This is a genomic window from Desulfurobacterium thermolithotrophum DSM 11699, from assembly GCF_000191045.1.
In the GTDB taxonomy this organism is placed as follows: Bacteria; Aquificota; Aquificia; order Desulfurobacteriales; family Desulfurobacteriaceae; genus Desulfurobacterium; species Desulfurobacterium thermolithotrophum.
In genome coordinates, this window is record NC_015185.1 from 950,524 (window position 1) to 972,413 (window position 21,890).

The 21,890-nt window shown below is 33.3% G+C and carries 22 protein-coding genes; 8 read left to right on the forward strand and 14 right to left on the reverse strand.

Annotation, left to right across the window (positions count from 1 at the left end; all coding sequences use genetic code 11):
- Nucleotides 1–32: 32 nt before the first annotated feature.
- Nucleotides 33–1,208, forward strand: a complete 1,176-nt coding sequence (argJ, locus tag DESTER_RS04865; protein ID WP_013638538.1) for a bifunctional glutamate N-acetyltransferase/amino-acid acetyltransferase ArgJ — start codon at nt 33–35, stop codon at nt 1,206–1,208.
- A gap of 1 nt (nt 1,209) precedes the next feature.
- A complete protein-coding gene (locus DESTER_RS04870) occupies nt 1,210–1,911 on the forward strand; it encodes a type III pantothenate kinase (RefSeq protein ID WP_169308666.1) in 702 nt (233 codons plus the stop codon).
- Between the two features lie 34 nt (nt 1,912–1,945).
- Here the strand turns inward: DESTER_RS04870 and DESTER_RS04875 are convergent, their stop codons facing one another.
- Nucleotides 1,946–2,701 carry a cytochrome c3 family protein gene (locus tag DESTER_RS04875; RefSeq protein WP_013638540.1) on the reverse strand — a complete coding sequence of 252 codons (756 nt, stop codon included), beginning with the start codon at nt 2,699–2,701 and terminating at the stop codon, nt 1,946–1,948.
- A gap of 205 nt (nt 2,702–2,906) precedes the next feature.
- Here DESTER_RS04875 and DESTER_RS04880 point away from each other — a divergent pair, with 205 nt between their 5' ends.
- From DESTER_RS04880 to DESTER_RS04905, 6 genes are read left to right on the forward strand one after another with little or no spacing between them, the layout of a single operon-like run.
- A complete protein-coding gene (locus DESTER_RS04880) occupies nt 2,907–3,839 on the forward strand; it encodes a PSP1 domain-containing protein (protein ID WP_013638541.1) in 933 nt (310 codons plus the stop codon).
- The gene (locus DESTER_RS04885) at nt 3,796–4,614 is read left to right on the forward strand and encodes a radical SAM protein (protein ID WP_244829518.1); all 819 of its coding nucleotides are present in this window, start codon (nt 3,796–3,798) and stop codon (nt 4,612–4,614) included. The genes DESTER_RS04880 and DESTER_RS04885 overlap by 44 nt, the downstream gene beginning before the upstream one ends.
- Nucleotides 4,605–5,096, forward strand: coding sequence for a cation:proton antiporter regulatory subunit (locus DESTER_RS04890; RefSeq protein ID WP_013638543.1), 492 nt, complete (start codon nt 4,605–4,607; stop codon nt 5,094–5,096). The genes DESTER_RS04885 and DESTER_RS04890 overlap by 10 nt, the downstream gene beginning before the upstream one ends.
- Nucleotides 5,097–6,272 carry a cation:proton antiporter gene (locus DESTER_RS04895; protein ID WP_013638544.1) on the forward strand — a complete coding sequence of 392 codons (1,176 nt, stop codon included), beginning with the start codon at nt 5,097–5,099 and terminating at the stop codon, nt 6,270–6,272.
- Nucleotides 6,273–6,893 (forward strand): dTMP kinase, encoded by a 621-nt coding sequence (tmk, locus tag DESTER_RS08295; RefSeq protein WP_013638545.1) that lies wholly within the window; start codon nt 6,273–6,275, stop codon nt 6,891–6,893.
- Nucleotides 6,883–7,713 carry a DNA polymerase III subunit gene (locus tag DESTER_RS04905; protein WP_013638546.1) on the forward strand — a complete coding sequence of 277 codons (831 nt, stop codon included), beginning with the start codon at nt 6,883–6,885 and terminating at the stop codon, nt 7,711–7,713. The genes tmk and DESTER_RS04905 overlap by 11 nt, the downstream gene beginning before the upstream one ends.
- Here DESTER_RS04905 and DESTER_RS04910 read toward each other — a convergent pair.
- The 13 genes from DESTER_RS04910 to DESTER_RS04970 all read right to left on the reverse strand — a co-directional run bounded on the left by DESTER_RS04910 (nt 7,688) and on the right by DESTER_RS04970 (nt 21,869).
- The gene (locus DESTER_RS04910; protein WP_013638547.1) at nt 7,688–8,329 is read right to left on the reverse strand and encodes a carbonic anhydrase; all 642 of its coding nucleotides are present in this window, start codon (nt 8,327–8,329) and stop codon (nt 7,688–7,690) included. The two genes, DESTER_RS04905 and DESTER_RS04910, sit on opposite strands and share 26 nt — an antisense overlap.
- The gene (locus DESTER_RS04915; protein WP_013638548.1) at nt 8,329–8,811 is read right to left on the reverse strand and encodes a metallophosphoesterase; all 483 of its coding nucleotides are present in this window, start codon (nt 8,809–8,811) and stop codon (nt 8,329–8,331) included. Before DESTER_RS04915 ends, DESTER_RS04910 begins: the two co-directional genes overlap by 1 nt.
- Entirely contained in the window at nt 8,808–10,907 is a 2,100-nt protein-coding gene (gene topA, locus DESTER_RS04920; RefSeq protein ID WP_013638549.1) for a type I DNA topoisomerase, read from the reverse strand. Before topA ends, DESTER_RS04915 begins: the two co-directional genes overlap by 4 nt.
- A gap of 84 nt (nt 10,908–10,991) precedes the next feature.
- Nucleotides 10,992–12,125: an iron-containing alcohol dehydrogenase family protein gene (locus DESTER_RS04925; RefSeq protein WP_013638550.1), complete on the reverse strand. Its 1,134-nt coding sequence runs from the start codon at nt 12,123–12,125 to the stop codon at nt 10,992–10,994.
- Between the two features lie 119 nt (nt 12,126–12,244).
- Nucleotides 12,245–13,165: a UDP-3-O-acyl-N-acetylglucosamine deacetylase gene (lpxC, locus tag DESTER_RS04930; protein ID WP_013638551.1), complete on the reverse strand. Its 921-nt coding sequence runs from the start codon at nt 13,163–13,165 to the stop codon at nt 12,245–12,247.
- A gap of 90 nt (nt 13,166–13,255) precedes the next feature.
- Nucleotides 13,256–14,893, reverse strand: a complete 1,638-nt coding sequence (locus DESTER_RS04935) for a radical SAM protein (RefSeq protein WP_013638552.1) — start codon at nt 14,891–14,893, stop codon at nt 13,256–13,258.
- Nucleotides 14,894–14,903: 10 nt separating this feature from the next.
- Nucleotides 14,904–16,004, reverse strand: coding sequence for a cell division protein FtsZ (gene ftsZ, locus DESTER_RS04940; RefSeq protein WP_013638553.1), 1,101 nt, complete (start codon nt 16,002–16,004; stop codon nt 14,904–14,906).
- Between the two features lie 13 nt (nt 16,005–16,017).
- A complete protein-coding gene (locus DESTER_RS04945; protein ID WP_013638554.1) occupies nt 16,018–17,262 on the reverse strand; it encodes a cell division protein FtsA in 1,245 nt (414 codons plus the stop codon).
- Nucleotides 17,241–17,972, reverse strand: a complete 732-nt coding sequence (locus DESTER_RS04950; protein WP_013638555.1) for a hypothetical protein — start codon at nt 17,970–17,972, stop codon at nt 17,241–17,243. The genes DESTER_RS04945 and DESTER_RS04950 overlap by 22 nt, the downstream gene beginning before the upstream one ends.
- Entirely contained in the window at nt 17,969–18,844 is an 876-nt protein-coding gene (locus tag DESTER_RS04955; protein WP_013638556.1) for a D-alanine--D-alanine ligase family protein, read from the reverse strand. Before DESTER_RS04955 ends, DESTER_RS04950 begins: the two co-directional genes overlap by 4 nt.
- Nucleotides 18,841–20,148 (reverse strand): UDP-N-acetylmuramoyl-tripeptide--D-alanyl-D-alanine ligase, encoded by a 1,308-nt coding sequence (locus tag DESTER_RS04960; RefSeq protein ID WP_013638557.1) that lies wholly within the window; start codon nt 20,146–20,148, stop codon nt 18,841–18,843. Before DESTER_RS04960 ends, DESTER_RS04955 begins: the two co-directional genes overlap by 4 nt.
- The gene (locus tag DESTER_RS04965) at nt 20,117–21,577 is read right to left on the reverse strand and encodes a UDP-N-acetylmuramoyl-L-alanyl-D-glutamate--2,6-diaminopimelate ligase (RefSeq protein WP_013638558.1); all 1,461 of its coding nucleotides are present in this window, start codon (nt 21,575–21,577) and stop codon (nt 20,117–20,119) included. The genes DESTER_RS04960 and DESTER_RS04965 overlap by 32 nt, the downstream gene beginning before the upstream one ends.
- A complete protein-coding gene (locus DESTER_RS04970; protein ID WP_013638559.1) occupies nt 21,567–21,869 on the reverse strand; it encodes a YtxH domain-containing protein in 303 nt (100 codons plus the stop codon). Before DESTER_RS04970 ends, DESTER_RS04965 begins: the two co-directional genes overlap by 11 nt.
- Between the last annotated feature and the right edge of the window lie 21 nt (nt 21,870–21,890).

Below are 21,890 nucleotides of genomic sequence, written 5' to 3' on the forward strand. Positions count from 1 at the left end.
CAATTTGTTAGTACTTCTCATAGGAGAAAAGTATGAAGAAAGGAATAGCAGAAGTTCCGGGAATAGCCTGTGGTACAGGTTTTGGAGGGATTAAGAGAACGGAAAAAAAAGTTGATAGACCTGATACACTTGTTGTAGTTACAGATGAGCCTTCAAATTTTGCTGCTGTGTTTACAACAAACGATATTCAAGCAGCTCCAGTAAAGTTTTCAAAGTCTTTAAAAGGAAAAATTAATGGTATTGTGGCAAATAGCGGTAATGCTAATGCCTGTACTGGAGAACAGGGATTAAAAGATGCAGAGGAAATGGCAAGGATAGTATCTAAGCTTACTGGAAAGGAAAAGCCATTTTTAGTGGCCTCAACAGGAGTAATTGGTGAACCTCTTCCAATGGATAGAGTAAAAAAGGGAATAGAGGAAGCAGTTAAAAACCTTGGAAAAGCAAAGGGAGAAGAACCAGCAAGAGCAATAATGACAACAGATACTTTTCCAAAAACTGCTTTTAGAGAAGGTAATGGTTTTGTTATAGGTGGAATTGCAAAAGGTGCTGGAATGATAGATCCTTCAATGGCGACAATGCTTTCATTTGTTGCAACAGATGCTAAAGTAAGTAGTGAAATGCTTCAAAGAGCTCTAAAAGAAGCAGTAGACGTTTCTTTTAATGCAATTACAGTCGATGGAGATATGAGTACAAACGACTGCGTATTTATCTTATCAACAGGAAAGTCTGAGAAAATAATTGATGACTCAAACTATGAAGAGTTTAAAGAAGTCTTAACAGCGGTTCTTAAAGAACTTGCTTACCAAATAGTCAAAGATGGTGAAGGAGCAACAAAAGTAGCTAGAATTGTTGTTAAAGGGGCAAAAACTACAAAACAAGCAAGAGCAATTGCAAGAAAGATTGCACTCTCTCCTCTTGTTAAAACTGCTATTTTTGGTTGCGATCCTAACTGGGGAAGAATAATTGCCGCAGCTGGAGCAGCATCAACGGGAATAGAAGAAGAAAAAGTTGAACTTTACATAGGAAACTACCTTCTCTTCAAAGGTAAAAGAACAGATTTCATAGAAGAAGAAGTTTTCAAGTATTTAAAAGAAAATGACGAAATTGTTATTAAACTTTATCTCAATCTTGGGAACCACTCTTTTGAATATCTAACTTGTGACTTAACGTACGACTACGTAAAAATAAATGCAGAATATAGAACTTAAAATGGCAGATTTACTAATAGATGTTGGAAATAGTTTTGTTAAAGCTGCCATTTGGGAGAAAGGAAAGGTATGCTCTTTATTTAAACTTTCTACTTTAACTTTTTTAAAACATCCAGAACTTTTGATAGAAAAGCTTAAAAATTTTCATTGGGAAAGAGTAGGAATCTCTTCTGTCGTTAAAGAGGCAACAGATATCTTAAGAAAACTTTTTCCTGATGCTGTTTTTGTATCAGCAGATTTAGAACTTCCAATAAAAATTGAATATGACACTCCAAGAACTCTTGGAGCAGATAGAATAGCAAATGCCTGTGGTGGCTTGGAGTTTGAAAGATCCTTTGCTATTGTGAGTGTAGGAACAGCGGTAGTCGTAGATTTAGTAGAAAATCAAACTTTTAAAGGAGGAATTATTTTTCCTGGACTAGAAATTATGGCTGAAACTTTAAGTTTAAAAACTTCACAACTACCAAAGATCAATGAAATAAAGGAAATCCAAATTCCCGGAAAATCAACTAAAGAGTGTATAGAGAGTGGTATTTTTTTAGCAGTAGTTGGAGGAATAAAAGAAGCTTTGAACACCTATAATATGGATACAGTTTTAATAACTGGAGGAAATTCCAACATCTTGAAAACCTTTATAAAGAATTCCATCATAGTTTCGGATTTAACTTTTAAAGGTATAAAAAAAATTTTAGATGAAAATTAAGTGTCTCCCCCAAAAAAGGGAAGACAAGAGAAGATTAATTTTCGTAAATCTCTTCGGCTGCTTTTCTAAGGGATTCCTCATTATTTTTATAAAGTGCCATAAGAGGATGCGTTGATTCTCTTGCTGCTTTGACGAAAGCTTCAGGTGTTTTGAACTTTTCCTTTAGTTCTTTTTTTGAAGAAGCGGTTTGTCCATTATGACATTTAGCACAGTCTGATTCCCATACGTTTACATTTTTAAGATTAGAAGAATCTTCAGGAGAAATAGTAAGAGAAACTGTTTCTTCTTTTCCAAAAAACTTTTCTATTTTCATTTTAAGATTTGGCCCATGGCCTACATCCCAGTGGCAAGTTAGGCAGTCTCCTTGAATTTCTCCTCTTTGAAGTTGTCTATGGAAGAAGTTATCAGGTAAAACAGAATGGCAACGCTTACAGTTTGAAACGAAAACATAACGCTCTCTTTCCTTTCTTTTTTCTATCCAATGTTCAGGATCGTTCATATATCCTTCATGGGAAACATGACCTACAAAATCCTTTATTCCAGATTTTGCTTTTACAGCAAGGTAATTAAAAATGTTGTCGTGGGGAAGGTGACAGTCAACACAAGAAGCCCTTCCGAAATGAGAACTTTCCTTCCATGTTTCAATCATAGGCTTCATCTCATGGCAAGAACCACAAAATGAAGGTTGATTTGTTGCTTTTATTATTTGTGCAGAAACTAAAACAGCTGCTCCAACTACTGCTAAACCTGCTATTCCACTTATTAAGAGTTTTTTTCCGTTTTTTTCCATGTATGCCTCCTAACATTCAGATAATGAGAGATTTATTGTAAAACAGCATATGTTTTAAAGTCAAACTTTTTAAAATCTTTTTAATATTTAAAATTCTTCTTCTATAAAAATCCTCTGTATCAGCATAAATAAAAACTTCGTTGCTTAATACCTCTTCTTTTTATAGTTTAATTTTTGAGCAAAATCTTAAAACTTGGAGAAAGAAATGTTGGTAGTTAAGTTTGAGTATCCAGATACAGGAAAAAGTGGACTAGCAAAAACTAGTCAGTTAGAAGATCTAAAGTATGGAGATAGAGTGATTGTAAAAACAGATAGAAGTGAAGAGTTAGTGAAGGTTTTAAATATTTATTCTGTAGATGAAACCTTTTTGCAAAAACTTGGAGTTGATAAAGAGAGTATCTTTGAAGTTTTAAGAAAACCTACCGAGGAAGATCTTAATAAATTCATTGAAAACCAATTGTTTGTAGTTGAAGCATTAAAGATATGCAAAGAAAAGGTAAAAAAGCACGAGCTTCCGATGAAACTTGTAAAAGCATACACTACTTTAAATAGGGAAAGAATAGTTTTTTACTTTACAGCTGAATCAAGAGTCGATTTTAGACAATTAGTTAGAGATCTTGCAGCCCATTTTAAAACAAGAATCGAACTAAGGCAGATTGGAGTTAGAGATGAAGTCAAAATGATAGGTGCTGTTGGAATGTGTGGAAGAGTTTGCTGTTGTAAAGATTTCCTTGAATGTTTTGATTCTGTTTCCCTTACTCTTGCAAGACTCCAAGGACTCCCACCAAATCCTGCAAAACTTTCTGGTACCTGTGGAAGACTCATGTGTTGTCTTAAATTTGAAGAGGGAAATTACTACATAAAGAAGTTTTTACCTGATGTCGGAGAAACTATTGAAACTCCTGAAGGAAAAGGAACTGTCATTGACATAAGCGTTCCATTAGAGATAATGACTGTTGAATTAGAAACAGGAGGAAGGAAAAAGTTTTCAATAAGACACTTTGTGACAGAAGAACAGTGGAATGAATATCTTGAAAGATTAAAAGAAAAGTATGATGATAGGTTTAAGTGCTTTTTAAAATCAGGAGTTACAAATGACGATGAAGATAGTGAAAGAACTGCAGAGTCCTTTGAATAAGCTTTTTGTATACGAAACAGACGATGGCTATAAGGTAGAATCTGTTTTTTATAAAGGGGAAAGACTTTGCATTTCTACTCAAGTTGGTTGTCCTATAGGGTGTATCTTCTGTGCTTCTGGAAGTAAAGGTTTTTTTAGAAATCTTACTTTTGCTGAAATAGTAACTCAATATGAGCTTTTGAGAGATATTTTGCCAATAAAAGGTATAGCTATTGCAGGAATTGGAGAACCTGCACTTAACATTTCTAATGTAGAGAAGGCAGTTAACTATTTTAGAAACGAAGGATTGAAAGTAACGATAAGTACAGCTGGTTATCCTCTTGAAAACTTTAAAAAACTTATAAGACTTAACCACAACGGACTTACTCTTTCTGTGCATGGAATTCTTAATAAGACAAGAGAAAAAATATTTAAGAAAAAGGAAAATTTAGAAGAATTACTAAATGCAGTAGATGAACATCTTTCTGAATCTTCTTCTTCTCGTAGAAAGAAGTTTCAGCTCGGATATCTACTTATAAAGGATTTAAATGATGATCTTGAAAATCTAAGGCTTCTTGGAGAGCTTGCAAAAAAATATAGGTTTACTGTTATGCTCATGATGTACAACAAAGTCGATGGTTTTGATCTTGAACCTGTTACAAAGGATGAGTATGAAAAAGCATTCCTCTTTTTAAGAGAAATGGGAGTAAGGGTAACACTCAGCAACAGGTTCAGGATAGATAAATTAGGTGGTTGTGGAACTCTGACGGTCGGAAGGAGGATAGAATGTTCGTAAGAGAGGGAGAGCTCCCAGGAATTGGTAAAAAATATTCTATGAGAACCGCTAATGGAGATAACATTGTTGTAGTGATTCACCATACCGGAAAAAGGGAAATTTACTATTTTGAAGATGAAAATGAAGAACCAACAGCGGTTATTGAACTCTCAGATGAAGAAGCAAGAACTCTTGGCACAATTTTGGTAGGTGCTCTTTTTCAGCCGACTTCTGATGAAGAGAAGATTGGCTTCCTAATGAAACACCTTGCTTTTGAATGGATAAAGATACCAAAAGCTTCTTTTCTTGTAGGAAAGAGTATTAAAGAACTGGAAATTCGTAAAAAGTTTGGAGTAATAGTTGTTGCAATTATCAGAGATGAAAATGTAATTGTTTCACCATCCCCTCTTTTCCAGTTTCAACCTGGAGATACAATTGTTGTTGTTGGAACTCTTGATAATGTCAAAAAGTTTGTTAAACTAATAGAAGATAAGGAAGAGTAGATGGAACATTTCACATTTCTTTTTGCCGTATTTGTTTCAATTCTTACGCTTTCTTATGTTATTTCGGTTAAATTTAAATTTCCTGTAATTCCTGTATATATTGTTGCAGGAATTTTAGTTTCACTTCTTTTTCACATTCATGATATTCATATATTTAAAACACTTGGTGTTATTTTACTTTTATTTTATATAGGACTAGAATTTTCTATTGCAGAACTCCAGAGAAACTTTAAGTCAATTATTTCAGTTGGTCTTGTTGATCTAACCTTTAACCTTATTCCTGTCTTTTTTATAGCAAGACTTTTAGGTTTTGATCCTTTTACAGCTTTTGTTTTAGCTGTTATTCTTTATCCTAGTAGTTCAGCCATAGTCTCAAAACTCCTTATTGATTTAAGGAAGCTTGCAAATCCCGAAGTTGACACGGTTCTTGCTATTTTAGTCTTTGAGGATATTGCAGCAGCTGCGCTACTTGCTTTTTTAGTAAACTTTTCCAATGGTGCAGCTACAACCACTGAAACCTTAGGAATTCTTGCAAAGATTGTTCTTTTCCTCTTAGTAGCAGTTGTGTTTGTTATGAATGCAGGAAAATTAGTTGACTTCACTTTTCAAAAGATTGGTACCTCAACTGAGTTTGTAGTTCTTTTTGTTGCAACACTTTTATTCTTAATAGTTGAGGCAACTATTGGTTTTGGCCTTTCAGAATCTATAGGTGCATTTATCGCTGGAATGCTATTTGCGGAAAGCAACTATAAAGAGAAAATAGAATCTGTTGTCATACCTTATAGAGATCTCTTTGGAGCTCTCTTTTTCCTAACATTTGGTCTCTCAATAAATCTTGAAAAATTTTCATTTTCTATCATACTTCCTCTTTTTGTGCTGCTAAGCGTGTCTTTCTTTACAAAAATTTTAACAGGTCTTGTTTCCGTAAAATTTTATGGTCTTGGAAAGAGAAGAGGACTTTCTGCTGGCCTTATGTTACTACCAAGAGGCGAATTTTCAATATTAGTGGCTGCAACAACTCCCAAACTAATTCCCTTTACAGCTATTTATGTTCTCATATCATCTATTTTGGGTTCAATAGTACTTAAAGAATCGCCAAAAATTCTTGACTTTTTCTTTAAGAAAAAAGTTAAAAAGAAGAGTAAGCTTACAAGGTCTCAGCTTTTGGAGGATTAGATGTTTATAACTTTTGAAGGAATTGAAGGATGTGGAAAAAGCACACAGGCAAAACTTCTTTATGACTGGTTTTTAAAAAAGGGAAAAGAAGCTATCTTAACCAGAGAACCAGGAGGAACTCCTGCAGCCGAAGAAATAAGGAACTTCATTCTAAGGCCAAGAAAAGAAACTTTTCCAGCTTTTGCTGAGCTCTGCCTATATATGGCTGCGAGAGGATTTCACGTTGAAAATTTGATAAAACCTGCTTTAAAAAAAGGAATATGGGTTGTATGTGATAGATTTGTAGATTCAACAGTTGCATACCAAGGATACGGAAGAGGAATTAACGTAGAGCTTATAGAAAAACTCAATGAAGAAGCAACAGGAAACCTTAAACCTGATTTAACCTTTTTGATTGATGTTCCAGTGGAAATAGGTTTTTCTAGAATCAAAAGAAGAGATCTTGATAGAATGGAACAGGAAGAAATGGACTTTCATGAAAGAGTTAGGCAAGGTTTTCTTAGAATAGCTGAAAAAAATTCTGAAAGAGTTATAGTAATAGATGGAACAAAAAAGGTAGATGAAATTTTTGATGAAATTCTAAACACTTTAAAGAAGAGGGGAAACATAAATGCCCTTTAGTAATATTGTTGGACATTCTAAGCAAATATCAATTTTAAAATCCTTGATTGCGGCAGAAAGATTTCCACAAAGTTCTTTATTTGTTGGTTCTGAAGGTATTGGAAAAAAGTTAATAGCTATAGAAGTTCTTAAACTCCTCACAGAAAGTCCGTTAAATGTAAGAATATTAGGAGAAGAAAAAGCTGCAACTATCGAAGAGATAAGAGAAGTTTCAGAGTGGCTATTCAAAAAGCCTTCATCGGGAAAGGGAAAAGGATTAGTGATAGATAACGCCGAAGAAATGAGAAGTGAAGCAGCAAATGCTCTTCTTAAAACTCTTGAAGAGCCTCCAAACTACGGTTTTATAATTTTAATAACAAAGAATGAAGAAGCTATTCTGCCAACTCTTAGATCAAGATGCAAAGTATTTAGATTTGGAAAACTTAGCGATTCTAATATTGAGTATATCCTTGAAAAACTTGGATTGAAAGTAGACAAAAGAGTAATAAAACTTTCAAATGGAAGTGTTGGAATGGCTGTAAAGCTATCAGAGACTCCGATTCCGGACCTTATAAAAGAGTTTATAAATCTAATGAAATCAAAAGATAAACTAAAAGGTATTCTTTTGTTTTCTTCAAAGTTTTCAAAATTATCTCGAGAAGAAACTCTTTTGTTTTTAAATGCTCTTGAAAATCTTCTTTCTCAGAAAGATACTATCCTTAAATGGTTTGAGGCTATTCAAAAAGGAAGAGAATTCTTGAAATTTTATGGAAAACCACAATCTGTTATTGAGTGGATTCTCTTAGAAGTTCTTCTTAAAACTGGACGTGAATCCTTTTAACCTTTTGTTTCCTTATAGCTTCAGGAATTTCTTCGAGAAGATCGTGATTTCTTACTTCATCTGGGTCCTTCAATCCATTAAAATTTATAAGGTAAAAGTTTATTTTATCTCCGTAAACTGCAGATTCATCTAAAATAAACCCACAAATGTAAAGTTTTCCTTCAGAAACAAGATTTTCAAATTCGGGAATAGATAAAAGGTTATCTATTTGTGTATCTATGTTTATTTCCATTAAGGCAGCATTTAACTGTTTTTCATTTTCTTCGTAAAGTGGAAGAAGAACTTCTATGTTGTTCTCATAAACTTTCTTTAAAAGTTTAAATTCAATCTCTGCTGGTTGAAAATTAAGATTTACAAACTTTTCTATATTTATAGCAGTCGTTCCTGCTATTGCTATAAGTGGAATTTCAAAATTTTTAACAGCGAAAAAAACAGAAGCTATATTAGGTAAAACTTGGCAAGCAGTGTTTGATATTATGTAACTTTCTGGAAAAAGTTGAGAAATCCTCCAAACCATAGATGAAGAACAAATTACACAACAATCGTACGTGGAGGGCTTTTCACGTGAAACGCAGTTTTTAGTTAAAAGCTTTTCTATTACTTTTACTCCTCGCATTATAATACTCTTACCTCTACAAACCTTTGGAAGGTATCAAGTATAACAAAAGTTGATTTCCCAGTAAGATAACCGCACAGTTCTCCTGGATTTATTATCTGACATCCATTTATAACTCTCGTATCCAATTTATGAGTATGACCATAAAGAATATAATCAAAATCAGCTGATTTTGATAGTGAATCTACAAAAAAAGGTTCATGCATAATTGCAAATCTTTTTCCATCAATCTCTTTATAAATAGGAGTTTTTTCTAGTAGTCCACCCGAAATTTTTAGTAATCCTGCAACTTCGCCATCGTTGTTTCCAAAAACTCCTATGAAATCACACTTCAGTTTTGATAAGAGTAATTTAATTGAAAAAGGAGAAACAAAATCCCCGCAGTGTATAACAAGGTCTATATCTTCTGAATTAACTATCTTTGCAAATTCCTCAATCTTACTAAGATTGTCGTGAGAATCAGATACTACAGCTATCTTCATTTTTTAGCCTCAGAAGGAGGTTTATTTGAAATGAAATCACATTCAGGGTATCTACTGCAACCAAAAAATTTCTTTCCTTTCTTACTTCTTCTCTCAACAATATCTCCCTCTTTACACTTAGGACACTTACCGTATGTAAGAGGAGCCGTATATTTACATTTGGGGTAATTTGCACATGCTATAAATTTACCATATTTACCGTTTTTTATTACCAGTTCTCCACCACACTTTGGACAAATTTCACCGGTTTTTTTTGGTTCTCCTTTAAGACTCTCCTTGTACTTACACTCAGGATACTTAGAACAGGCTATAAATGTTCCATACTTGCCGTGGATTTTAAGAAGAGGAGCTCCACATTTTGGACATTCTCTGCCAATTTCTTCGCCTTTAAGGCTTTTGAGTTCTCTTTCTGCTTTTTCAAGTAATTCTTTAAATTCTCCAAAATAAAACTCTTTCAATAATTCTATCCATTCCTTTTTACCTTCTTCTATTTTATCTAACTCTTCTTCTATATTAGCTGTGAATTTCACGTCAACTATCTTGGGAAAGAGCTTTTTTAGGATGTCGTTAATGAATTCTCCGAGCTCTGTCGGTTTTAATTTCTGTTTCTCCTTCTCTACGTATCCTCTTTGAATAATGTTTGAAATTATTGTTGCATAGGTTGAAGGTCTACCAACCCCTTCTTCTTCAAGTGCTTTAACAAGCGTTCCTTCAGTGTACCTTGGAGGAGGTTCTGTAAAGTGTTGAATTCCCTTTATATCTTCCTGTTCTACTTTATCTCCTTCGTTTAAATCAGGAAGGAGCTTTTCCTCAAATTCAACAGGATAAACTTTTAAAAATCCTTCTTCTTTTAGAGTGCTTCCAGTAGCTCTGAATAAAAGTCCGTTTCCTTCAATATCTGCAGAAACAGTATTGAAAACTGCATCTTTCATCTGAGAAGCAACAAATCTTTTCCAGATAAGCTCATAAAGCTTATATTGTTCGGAAGTTAAGTACTTCTTTACACTTTCCGGTGTTCTAAAAACAGAAGTTGGTCTTATAGCCTCATGAGCATCCTGCGCAGATTTTGGAGTCTTAGTTTCATAGCTTCTTTTAGTCTTAGGTAGATATTCTAAACCAAAATTTTCCTCTATAAAATTTCTAACTTCTTTTACTGCTTCATCAGAAACTCTTGTGGAATCTGTTCTCATATAAGTAATAAGACCTACTCTTTCTTTTCCAAGATCAATACCTTCGTAAAGTTGCTGAGCAATTTGCATTGTCAATTTTGCTGGAAAGCCAAAACGCTTTGACGCTTCTTGCTGAAGAGTTGAGGTAATAAAAGGAGGATAGGGTTTTCTTTTCCTCTCTTTCCTTTCAACTCTTGTTACTACAAAAACTGCTTTTTTAGCTCTATCTATCAATTGATTAGCACTGTTTTTGTCAGGAATGTCAAACTTATCAAGCTTTTTTCCATCAACCGCAAAAAGTTTTGCTGGAAACTTGGAAGTTTCTTTTCTAAAAATTCCTTCAACAGTCCAGTACTCTTTAGGAACAAATTTTCTTATCTCTTCTTCTCTATCACAGATAAGTCTTAGGGCAACCGACTGAACTCTACCTGCAGAAAGAGCCTTTTTAAACTTTTTTGAAAGAAGAGGAGAAATTGTATATCCAACAATTCTATCCAAAATTCTTCTTGCCTGTTGAGCATTAACTTTATTTTCATCTATTTTATCAGGATTTTTAATTGCTTCTTCTATTGCCTTTTTTGTAATTTCATGAAACCTTACTCTATAAATACCTTCTTTTTTTATTCTTTTTAAAGCATTTGCAATATGCCAGCTAATCGCTTCTCCTTCACGATCTGGGTCTGTCGCAAGAAGTACTTCTTCACTTTCCTTAGCAGCTTTTCTAATTTCTTTTAGAACTTTATCTTTACCCTTTATTGTTACATACTTTGGCTTAAAATCCTTTTCTATATCCACTCCAAACTCTTTTTCAGGAAGATCTATGACATGTCCCATAGAGGCTTTAACGATAAAATCTTTTCCAAGATATCTTTGAATAGTTTTAGCTTTTGCCGGTGATTCAACAATTAAAAGCTTTTTCTTTCCCATCAAGACCTCTAACTTCTAAGATTAGCAAATAGAGAATGTAATGAAAGAAAGGAAAGAAGTCAAATCTGAAGAAACATTGAATTTTTAAAGATTTGTTCTTACTATTTCTCTTACATCTCTTTCATTCGGAATTTTCGGTAGATTTCCCATTAAAAATTTCTTTTCCATTACAAGATTTACAAAGTTAGGAATTTCTGTTTCTGTCAACCCTACTTCTCTTAGTGATTTAGGAATTCCCAAGAAAGAAAGAAAAGATTGTAGTTTTTCTAAAATTTCAGCTATACTTCCTTCAAAGTTCATAGCCTTTCCTATTTCTTTTATTTCTTTCTCCGCTGAAAGTCCATAAAAGTTAAGTACTGGAACTAGAAATACACCATTTGCAAGGCCGTGAGGAACTCTATAAATAACTCCTAAAACGTGTGCCATCGTGTGAATAAGTCCTGCTCCAGCATCTGTTATTGCCATTCCACCTAAAAGACTTGCTAACATTACTTTTTCTCTTGCTTCAATATCCTTTGGATTTCCGTAAGCGCGAGGAAGATAGTTGGCGATAAGTTCAATAGCCCTTAAAGAATAAAGTTTAGAAATCTCTGTTGCTCTTTTTGAAACGAAAGATTCTATAGCATGAGTTAAAGCATCGATACCAGTATTTGCTGTAACTATTGAAGACATTGTAACAGTTAATTCCGGATCATCAATAGCAAGAACTGGAAAAAGATATTTGGAAATAAGAGGAGCTTTCTTAAGTCTTTTTTTGTCTGTTAGAACAGCGTATGGTGTGACTTCCGAACCTGAACCGGAAGTTGTAGGAATTGCTACAAGGGGAATACCTGCTTTTTTGAAAGCTTCAGGAATCCCTATAAATTCGGTTAATTCTCCTTCGTTTGTAAGCATTACTGAAACAACCTTTGCAACGTCAAGAGGGCTTCCTCCACCTATAGCCACAATTAAGGAAGGAGAAAACTTTTTTACTTCCTTGATAATTTCTTTTGCATTTTCTACAGTTGGATCTGGTTCAACAAAATCAAAAACTTCGACTATTCCAGAAAGTTGTTTTTTTACTATATCTACATAACCATTTGACACAGCAGATTTTCCACAAATTACCGCAACTTTTTCGTCGTTAAGTGATAGTTGTTTTATTTCATCTTTCAATTTATAAATTGTTCTTCTTCCAAATATAACTTTTGTAGGCATATGATGTCTTATAATTTTCATTTTTGTCTCCCATTTAAAGTGAAAATTAAATTCTCTTTATAGAAAGTTAATAGATGTTTACGCTATTAATAGATGTTTACGCTAGAAGAAAAAACCAACTATAGATATTATAAAAAACTTTAATTAGTACTGTAAGCCTCTTCATTTCCTAATAGTGAAGTTGTAATCTTCTGAGATTTTATTTCTAGCTCTACAACTTCGTATGCTTTTTCTTGGTAAATTGTTTTAACAAGAGCAGCATTAAGTGCATGACCTGTTCGATAAGCTGTCACTTTTGCAAGAAGAGGATACCCAAGTATGTATAAATCTCCGACTAAGTCTAACGTTTTATGTGCTACAAACTCGTTTTCCATTCTAAGACCCGATTCATTTAAGATGTCATACTTATCTATGACAATCGCGTTTTCAAGACTTCCTCCTCTTGCAAGTCCAGCTGCTCTGAGGGCTTCTACCTCATGGTAAAAACAAAACGTTCTTGCTTTTGAGATCTCTTTAAAATTTTCGAGGTTATGAGAATAAACTAATCTTTGATACCTTATTTTTTTATAGGTATGATCAAAGGAAATAGTATTATCTATTATCAACTCTTCAAATGGCTCTGCTTTAATTCTTTTGTTATCGTGCTCTATTGAAATTTCCGTAGTTAACTTTAAGTACTTTCTTTTCTTTTTTTGTTCTTTTACTCCAGAGTCTTCAAAAAGATAGATGTATGGAGCTGAACTTCCATCTAAAATAGGAAGTTCTTCTGAGTCAAGATATACAAAAAGGTTATCTATACCAAAAGCTGATAATGCTGCCATAAGATGTTCAACTGTTTGAACTGATATCTCTCCATTTGAAAGATTTGTTGCATAGTACAATTTCGATAGATATTTTGGAGAAACTTTAATTGATGGTAAGCTTGATATATCCGTCCTTACAAAAACTATTCCGGTATCAGGAGGTGCTGGAAGAAGTTTGACGTTCACCTTTTTACCTGTATGAAGACCTATTCCACTGAAAGTTATCTCTTTAGCAATTGTTCTCTGAAAGACCTGCATTAGCTTCTCCTATTCTTTTTGCATAACACATTATAATTTAGAAATAAGAAAAATTTTTAAATTTGAAGAAAAATTTTTTGCAAATTTGCATTAATCACAAAGACCACAGGCCTTACATCCAGGAAAACAATGAGGAGTAGCTTTTCTTTTATAAGTATTACAGTATTCTCTCCATAAGTATTCTCTTTTTATTCCGCTATCTACTACTTCCCACGGAAAGAGTTCATCTTTTTCTCTTTCTCGCGTATAAAGATTATCTATCTTTAATCCTTTTTCCTTTAAGCTTTTACGGAAATTTACTCCGTGAACAGCAGACTCGATAGCAGCTTCTCCTATTCTTGTATCACCCCGACATATGACAGCTTGAAGGATAGTTCTTTTTATATTTTCATAACTGATTTCTACATTAGGAATTTTTCCTATTTCCTTTTTTAAAAGTCTAATTTTCTTTTCAATCTCTGATTTTGGATTTAACCCATACCACTGAAAAGGAGTAAAAGGTTTTGATATTATAGGGTTAACACTTAAGTGTATTTTTCCTACTTTACCACGGGCTTTCCAAAACTTTAGTGCTAGTTCTCTAAACCTTTTAGCCATTTCTACAATTCCCATTAAATCATCTGTGGTTTCTCCCGGTAAGCCAATTAGAAAATAAAGCTTTATGTTTTCTGCTCCATGTTCTAAAGCTCTTTCAGCAAAAGAAAAATACTTTTCATCAGGGACTTTTTTGTTTATGGCATATCTAAGAGATTCGTTTCCAGTTTCTGGAGCAAGTGTTACAGTTTTTTGTTGTGATTCCTCTACTATTTTAAAAATATAAGGGGATGGAGAAGAAACTTTAAGAGAAGAAAAAGAAGCCTTAACGTTATGTTTTTTTAAAATTTTAAAAAGCTCTTCCATTTTTGAATAATCTGTTACACCTGCTCCAATTAATCCTACTCTATTTCCATATCTTTTTGCTATTTCTATTTCCTTTTCTAAGATTTCTATTTTCTTCTCTCTATAGGGAAGTCCCATATAAGTTGCAACGCAGAAACGGCATTTTTCTATGCAACCTCTATTAACTTCAATTAAGTACATGTCTTTGAAAGTTATGTCACCTGAAAGAAAACAAGAATGAGAGTAGGTTGTCGAGAAAAACGGAGATCTGAATATTTTTTTTCTTTCTCCTTCAATTTTCTCTACAAACTCTCCCTTATAGTGGAATCTGTACTCTCTACTTAAAATTACATTATCAAATGCGCTAAGCTCTTCTATTTTTTTATTGCTTTCTGCCAATTTTTTTATGACATCTTCAAGTCTTCTTTCTGCTTCTCCAAGATAAATAGCATCAAAAAGTGGCATAAAGGGAGCAGGATTATAGAAAAGACCAATTCCTCCACCTAATATAACAGGAAAATCCTTTCCTTCTCGTTCTTCTCTTAAAGGAGGAATTCCTTCTTTGTGAAGAATAGAGGCAACTTCGAAAAGATGATCTTCATAAGTAATTGAAAAAGCAATAACATCAAATTCTTTTAAATTTTTTTCAAGAAAAAAAGAGCTTTTTGTATCTTTAAAGAATAAATCACAGCTTACACCTTCTACTGAATTAAGAATAGAATAAACTCGATGTATCGCTAAGCTTGAAAGTCCTATTTTCGCCTCTCCAGGATATACAAGACAGACTTTGAAGTCTCCCTTTTTGAACTGTAGATGGTTACATTCTTCTATTAAAATAACTTCTGTCATTTAAACCTATTTATTCTTCATCCTTTAACTGTTCTAATAATTTAGAGATATCTAAGTCAAGTTCTTCTATTGTTTCTTTAGAGCTAAAAGCTGGCTCTCCTGTGTGTGTGTAATTTCTTGTAAATCCAGATTCAAATCTTAAAGGCCTTCCTTTTTCATCAAAACCTGTAGCAATTACGGTAACTTCTATTGAACCTTCCAAAGATTCATCTATTTTTACACCAAAGAAGAAATTAGTGTCATCTCTTTTAGCTCTTTCCTTGATAAGTCCAGCAGCTGCATATGCCTCATCAAGAGTTAAATCATTTCCTCCTGTAATGTTTACCAAGATTCTGCTTGCACCTTCAACCTGAACATTTTCAAGCAGAGGATTGTCAATAGCTTTCCTTGCAGCAGTGAGAGCTCTATCTTCTCCGCTTGCTTCACCTGTACCCATAAGAGCATAACCACCACTGTGCATCACAGACTTAACATCTGCAAAATCAAGATTTATAAGTCCAGGTCGTGTAATAACCTCCGTTATACCTTTAACAGCTTGGTAGAGAACATTGTCTGCAAGCTTAAATGCATTTAAAATGCTCATATCTTTAGGAGCTACCGTGAGAAGTTTTTGATTTGGTACTACCATAAGAGTATCTACAAATTCCTTTAGCCTTCTAATTCCAGCTTCTGCAAACTCGTGTCTCTTTCTCCCTTCAAAGTCAAAAGGCCTTGTTACTACTCCTACTGTCAATATTCCCATATCTTTTGCAATCTTTGCAACTATTGGAGCTGCACCTGTTCCTGTTCCACCGCCCATTCCTGCTGTAATAAAAACCATGTCTGAACCTTCAAGAATTTCTCTTATCTTTGGTTCATCTTCAAGAGCCGATTGCTCCCCAATTTCTGGCTTTCCACCAGCTCCTAAACCTTTTGTAAGTTTTTCTCCGATTTGAACCTTTATAGGTACTTGTAGCTTAGAAAGAACCTGAACATCTGTATTTATTGCTACAAAATCTACACCTTCGATTCCTCTTTCAAGCATTCTTGCAACAGCGTTTCCTCCACCGCCTCCGACGCCTATAACCTTTATTACTGGACCTTGAAAACTTTCATCTGCTATGTCAAACATCATTCCTCCTAAACTAAATCAAATCTGCTATAAATCGCCATATACCAGAGAATAATCCGCCTTTTGAATATTCCTTAGTTAAGTCTTCTTTTATATCTGATAGTCTTTTCTTGTTCTTTAATGAAAGAACATAGTTTGTTACTCCAACAATAGGAGCATAGGAAGGATCTTTTAGTCTTTCATCACTTGAATTCATGACGGTAGCAGGAGCCTTTAGGAGTTTAGATGTTAAAAGATCTATGTCCTGAAGCTTTGATAAACCTCCTGTAAGGTAGACTCTATTAAGCTCGCTAACAAAAGAAGGATCTTTTGCATGGAGTTCTTCTTTAATGTCCTTAAGCAACTTTTTTAACTGCATATGAATAAATATGGAGATAAGTATTTTGGGAGCTCTCTTATGATTTGAACCATAGTTTATAGTAATTATTTCCTCTGGATTAACTTTGAATGCATAAGCACTTCCATACTCTTTATAAAGTCTTTCTGCTTCCTTTCTATTCACCTTAAGCTGCTTAACAATAAAGTCAATAATATCTTCACTTCCAAAAGGTATATGTTTATTAAGAATTGGTTTATCTTCCCTAAAGTAAAAGTACTCCGTGTTACCTGCTCCCATATAAATTACAAGATTATTGTTAAAGTATGTTTTTTCATCTTTTATTCCATGGAATGCTGCCAAAGACTGTAGTACTAAACCTTTTAATCTAAGATTGACTTCTCTTAAAAGGGATTCTATCGTTTTTATTGATGATTTTGTAGCTAAGACTACAAAAGCTTTCATTGTTAATTCTCGGCCGTTATGACCTATCGGATTTTGAATTCCTGTAAGGTTTTCTATGATAAATTCCTGAGGAATAATGTGGATGACATCGTAGTGATTTTTTACAGTTTGACCTAATTTTTTCATTAATTCTCTTTGAGCTTTATTCTTAACTTCATTAACATCACTATAAGATATTGTTTGTATGCCAGGAAAGGTTATTTTTGATTCAACAACATAACTTAAAGTGTGAGCTCCTGTTACTAATACATAAGCTTCATTAGGAATTGTTGTTGAAGTTTCCATTTTTAGTTTGTTAAGAGCAGATTTCAAAGAATCTTTAGCCGACTGAAAATTTACAATGTTACCGCTTTTTATTCCTCTTGAAGGAGCAGTTGTCACAGTTAATTTTCTTTTTCCATCCGAGTGGACAACAGAAAGAGCAGTTCTTATAGAAGAAGTCCCGAGATCTATAGTTAAAATTTTTTGTTCAAGCATTGATTCCTCCCTCTTATAAGCAGATTGGAAAATCGAAAGTCGTAAACGCCAGAAGTTAACTTATTTATAAGTTTATAAAATTTTATAAAGTTATTCCAGGAATTTCCACTATTCCCTAAATAAACAATTGTTTTTGTTTCTGGAAAGATCAAATTTACCCCTATATCTGTTATTGTTACTTTTGGTTTCATACCATTAATGTTTAGATTCTTAATTCTTTCTTTTGCGAGAGCTATTTCCATTCTTATTAAGTTCTTAAGCTTAGTAAAACCATTTTCTATCATAAAAGGAGAACTATTTCCTTTATAAAAATAAATGGGGCTAATAGGATAAACTCCATCTTTTTTGGCAAGAACAAAACCGTTATCTCTAATAAAATAGGTACTTCCCTTAAAAAAAAGTCCTAGGGAAGGTTTAGCTTCAACTATTCTAAATAATAAAGTGCCGTTTTTTAAAGCTATATCACACTTTTTTACCCAAGGAAGAGAATTTGCCAATTCTTTGAGATACTCAATCTCCTCTGGACCAATATTTTCACCAGGTTTAATGAATGGGAAAATATGCTGACTTATTTGTGCTTTCCAGCTACCACTTCCTTTTACTATTTCTAATTTTACTTGTTTAACTTTTTGAGGAGCAGTTAAAAAGCCGTAAATAGCAATACCTAAAGCAAAAAGGAGAAAAAAGAAAAAAATCGCAAACTTTTTCAACTTTCCAAAATCTCCTCTATCAGTTTCTCAAATGGTATTCCAGCAGCATTAGCAGCTTTTGGCAGAAGACTTCTTTCCGTCATTCCAGGAATAGTATTTACTTCAAGAACATAAGGATTATTCCATTTATCTATTCTAAAATCGATTCTTATAGCTCCTTTACATTCAAGAACCTTAAAAATTTTCTCAGAAATTTTCTTTAGCTTTTCTTGAAGTTTTAAGTTTAAATTAGCAGGAACTTTATACTCCGTTGTTTGCTTTTTATACTTAGAATCAAAATCGTAAAAACCAGTTTCTGTGACGATTTCTACCGGAGGAAGAGCAAAACCATTTAAAACAGCAACTGTTATTTCTCTTCCTTCTATATATTCCTCTATAATTATTTTTGAGTCATACTTAAAAGCTTCTTCTACTGCTTTTTGGAATGAATTTTCATCTTTTACTACACTAATTCCAACTGTAGAGCCTGTTCTTGCCGGCTTTACAACACAAGGAATTTCAACAGGTTCTATTTTATCTCCTTGAAAGAAAGTCTCTCCTGCAGGAACAGGTATATTGTAAGTTTTTAACACTCTTTTAGTAATGTCTTTATCCATACAGATAGCACTGGTTTGTGTGTTACAACCTGTGTAATTGTAACCTGCTATTTCAAGAAGTCCTTGAACTGTGCCATCTTCTCCGGGAGATCCGTGAAGAGTAATAAAGACTTTATCAGGTTTTTGCTGTTTCAGTTTTTCTGTAATATTCTCATCAAGCTCTAACTCAAAAACCTGATGCCCTAATTTTTTCAAAGCAAAGATAACACTTTTAGCACTTTTCCTTGAAATCTCAGCTTCCGGAGAAGGACCTCCATATATAACAGCTACTTTCAACTTTTATACCTCTCTCTTATTATTCTTGCAATCTTCTCTAATCGGTTTCCTCGAGAACCTTTTACTAAAACAGCTTTACCTTGGAAATGGAAAGTTTTAATAAACTTAATAAGTTCTTCCTGACTTGTAAAGTAAGATTTTTTACCTTTAAATACTTTAAAAGTACTTTCTGTTTCTTTTCCATACGCTATAAGCGTTTCTACTTTGGCATGGTTAAGGAGCTCTCCTATCTTTTCGTGTTCTTTTTTAGATTCTTCTCCTAATTCAAGCATCTCTCCAATTATTGCAACCTTTGGTAATTCCTGAAGAGACAGGACCTTTATTGCATTTTCCATAGATTTCGGATTTGCATTGTAGGAGTCATCTATGAGAATTACTTTGTTAAGTTGCTCTACAGTAAGTCTCATTTCTGGTGGAGTAAATGTTCTTATCAGCTCTGAAACTTTTTCAATGTTAACTTTAAAAACTTCCGCTAGTCCAACTGCTATAAGGGTGGAATTTACTACTCCTAAACCTGGAATAGGAGAAAAAAATTGAAGTCTTCTTCCAAAACTTTCTATTAGAAATTCGGTTTTATTAGGAAAAAGCTGTACATCTAAAAGTTTTATATCTCCTTCCCTACCAAAAGTTATTGTTTCTTTACTTTTTGAAAACTCTTTAAACTGAATAGGAACTATTGACAGTATAGCACCTTCTGTTATAGAAAGTTTTTCCTTAACTATATCTGAAATGTCTTTAAAACCTGCTGTGTGGGCTTTTTCAACTGCTGTTACCACGGAAATTTCAGGCTTAACGATTTCTACTAATTCAGGGATTTCTCCTTGCCTATTTGTTCCAAGTTCTTGAATGTAAAGCTCAGTATCTAAAGGAAGGTTTGACAATGTATAAGTCAATCCCAAAATATTGTTGAAACTCTTTACATTTCTATAAGTTTTAAAGAATTTAGAAAAAACGTGAGTTAAGAGCTCTTTTGTTGTCGTTTTCCCTACACTTCCAGTGATTGCAATAGTGGTTCCATTAAAATTTCCTCTCTTCCATTTTCCTAAAAGTTTAAAAGCTTCAAATGTATTTTTTACTTCTATTAAAAATTTTCCCTCGGGAATAGGAAGAGTTCTCTCAGATAAGGTACCACTAGCGCCGTTTTGGAAAGCGTCTTTTATAAACTGATGTCCATCTCGATTTCCTCTTAGTGGAACAAAAAGACTTCCTTTTTTGACATTTCTTGAATCAAATTCAATCGAATTAACTTTTCCGTTTCCTATAAGTTTTCCCTTAACTATCTTTGCAACTTCTTCTGCTCTCATAGAAACTTTCTACAACCTCTCTATCACTAAAGTGTATTTTTTTATTTCCGATAATCTGATAGTTTTCATGCCCTTTACCAGCTATTAAAACTATGTCATTTCCTCTTTTTTCTTCCAAAGCTTTAAAGATAGCTTCTTTTCTATTTGGAATCACAATAACTTTTTCTCTATTTTCTATTCCTGAAAGGATGTCTTCTATTATCTTTGAAGGTTCCTCACTTCTTGGATTATCATTTGTAATTATAACTCTATCTGAAAATTTTTCTGCAACCTTTCCCATAAAGGGTCTTTTTTCCCTATCTCTATCTCCTCCACATCCAAAAACTGTTATTAACTTTCCCTTTTTAATTTGAGAAAGTACTGTTAAGACTTTCTCAAGAGCATCAGGAGTATGAGCATAATCGATAAAGACATTTTCTACAACTTCTTCAAGTCTTCCAGGAACTTTAATACTCTCGAATAAATCTTTTATTTCCTCTGCTTTAAAACCAAGAGAAACAAGAAGAGAAAAAGCAGCCGCAACGTTGTAAGCGTTGTATTCTCCTTTTAAGTTAGTTTTAATTACGTATCTTTTATTTTCTAACCTTAAGGTAATTTCACTTCCAAACTTTTTATTTTCTACATTCTCTATCTTTACTTTTCCATTTTTTCCATATGTTATAAGTTCACACGGAAAAATAGCTCTCAATCCAGACAAAACTTTCCCAAATGGGTCATCTATGTTTATAACTGAGATACTTTTTGTAAGGAAAAAAAGTTTTTCCTTAGAGAGAAAGTAACCGTAGATGTCTTTGTGAAAGTCTAAGTGATCCTGAGTAAGATTTGTAAAAATTGCTCCTTCAAATTTAATTCCTGTAACTCTATGAAGTTCAAGACCGTGAGAAGAAACTTCGGATACTACAAACTCTATTTTTTGGTCTAAAAATTCTCTTAAGAGTTTATTATATTCTAAAGAAGAAGGTGTCGTTCTACTTGCAGCCTTTCTTTTATAGGGAGTACCGTATTCTACAGTTCCTATTATTGCTGTCTTATGCCCTAATTTGTTCAAAACGTTATATATAATGTAAGAAGTAGTTGTTTTTCCATTTGTACCAGTTACTCCAATTACCTTTAATTTTTTTGAAGGTTCACCAAAGAATTTTGAAACAATAAGAGCTTCCTTTTCTCTAATATCCTTAACATAAATAAAAGGTACTTTGTACTTTTTAGAGTAAAGTTTTACTACTTCGGCATTATCTGAAATAACAGCGACAGCTCCTTTTTTTATAGCCTCAGGAATAAACTTATTACCATCAGTAGAAAATCCGGTAATAGCAAAGAAAAGGGAACCCGGAATAACTTCCCGGGAATCATCTGTAATGCTCAATATCTCTAAATCGATTCCTTCATAAGAAATTCCAATATGATTTAAAAGTTTCTTAAGCTTCACTTTTCTTATGGATTGTCTCCTCAAGTTTCTTTATCTTGGCTTCAACTTCTTCCAAAATGTTTCTTTTTTCTTGTTCACTTAAGTGTTCCTTTCCTGATTTAAGAAGATGATTTACTAATTCGGAAATTTCTTTTACTAAATTTCTAGTTCTTTCTGGTAAATCGCTTTCTTTTATTTGTTTCTGAAGTTCTTCTATCTTGTCAAGAATTTCTTCTTTTTTCGTTGTTGCAAGATAGGTTATTCCTGCTCCAAGAACACTTCCTAATAAAAATATTACTGAACTTCTCTTCATAACTCCTCCACAATTGGCTTT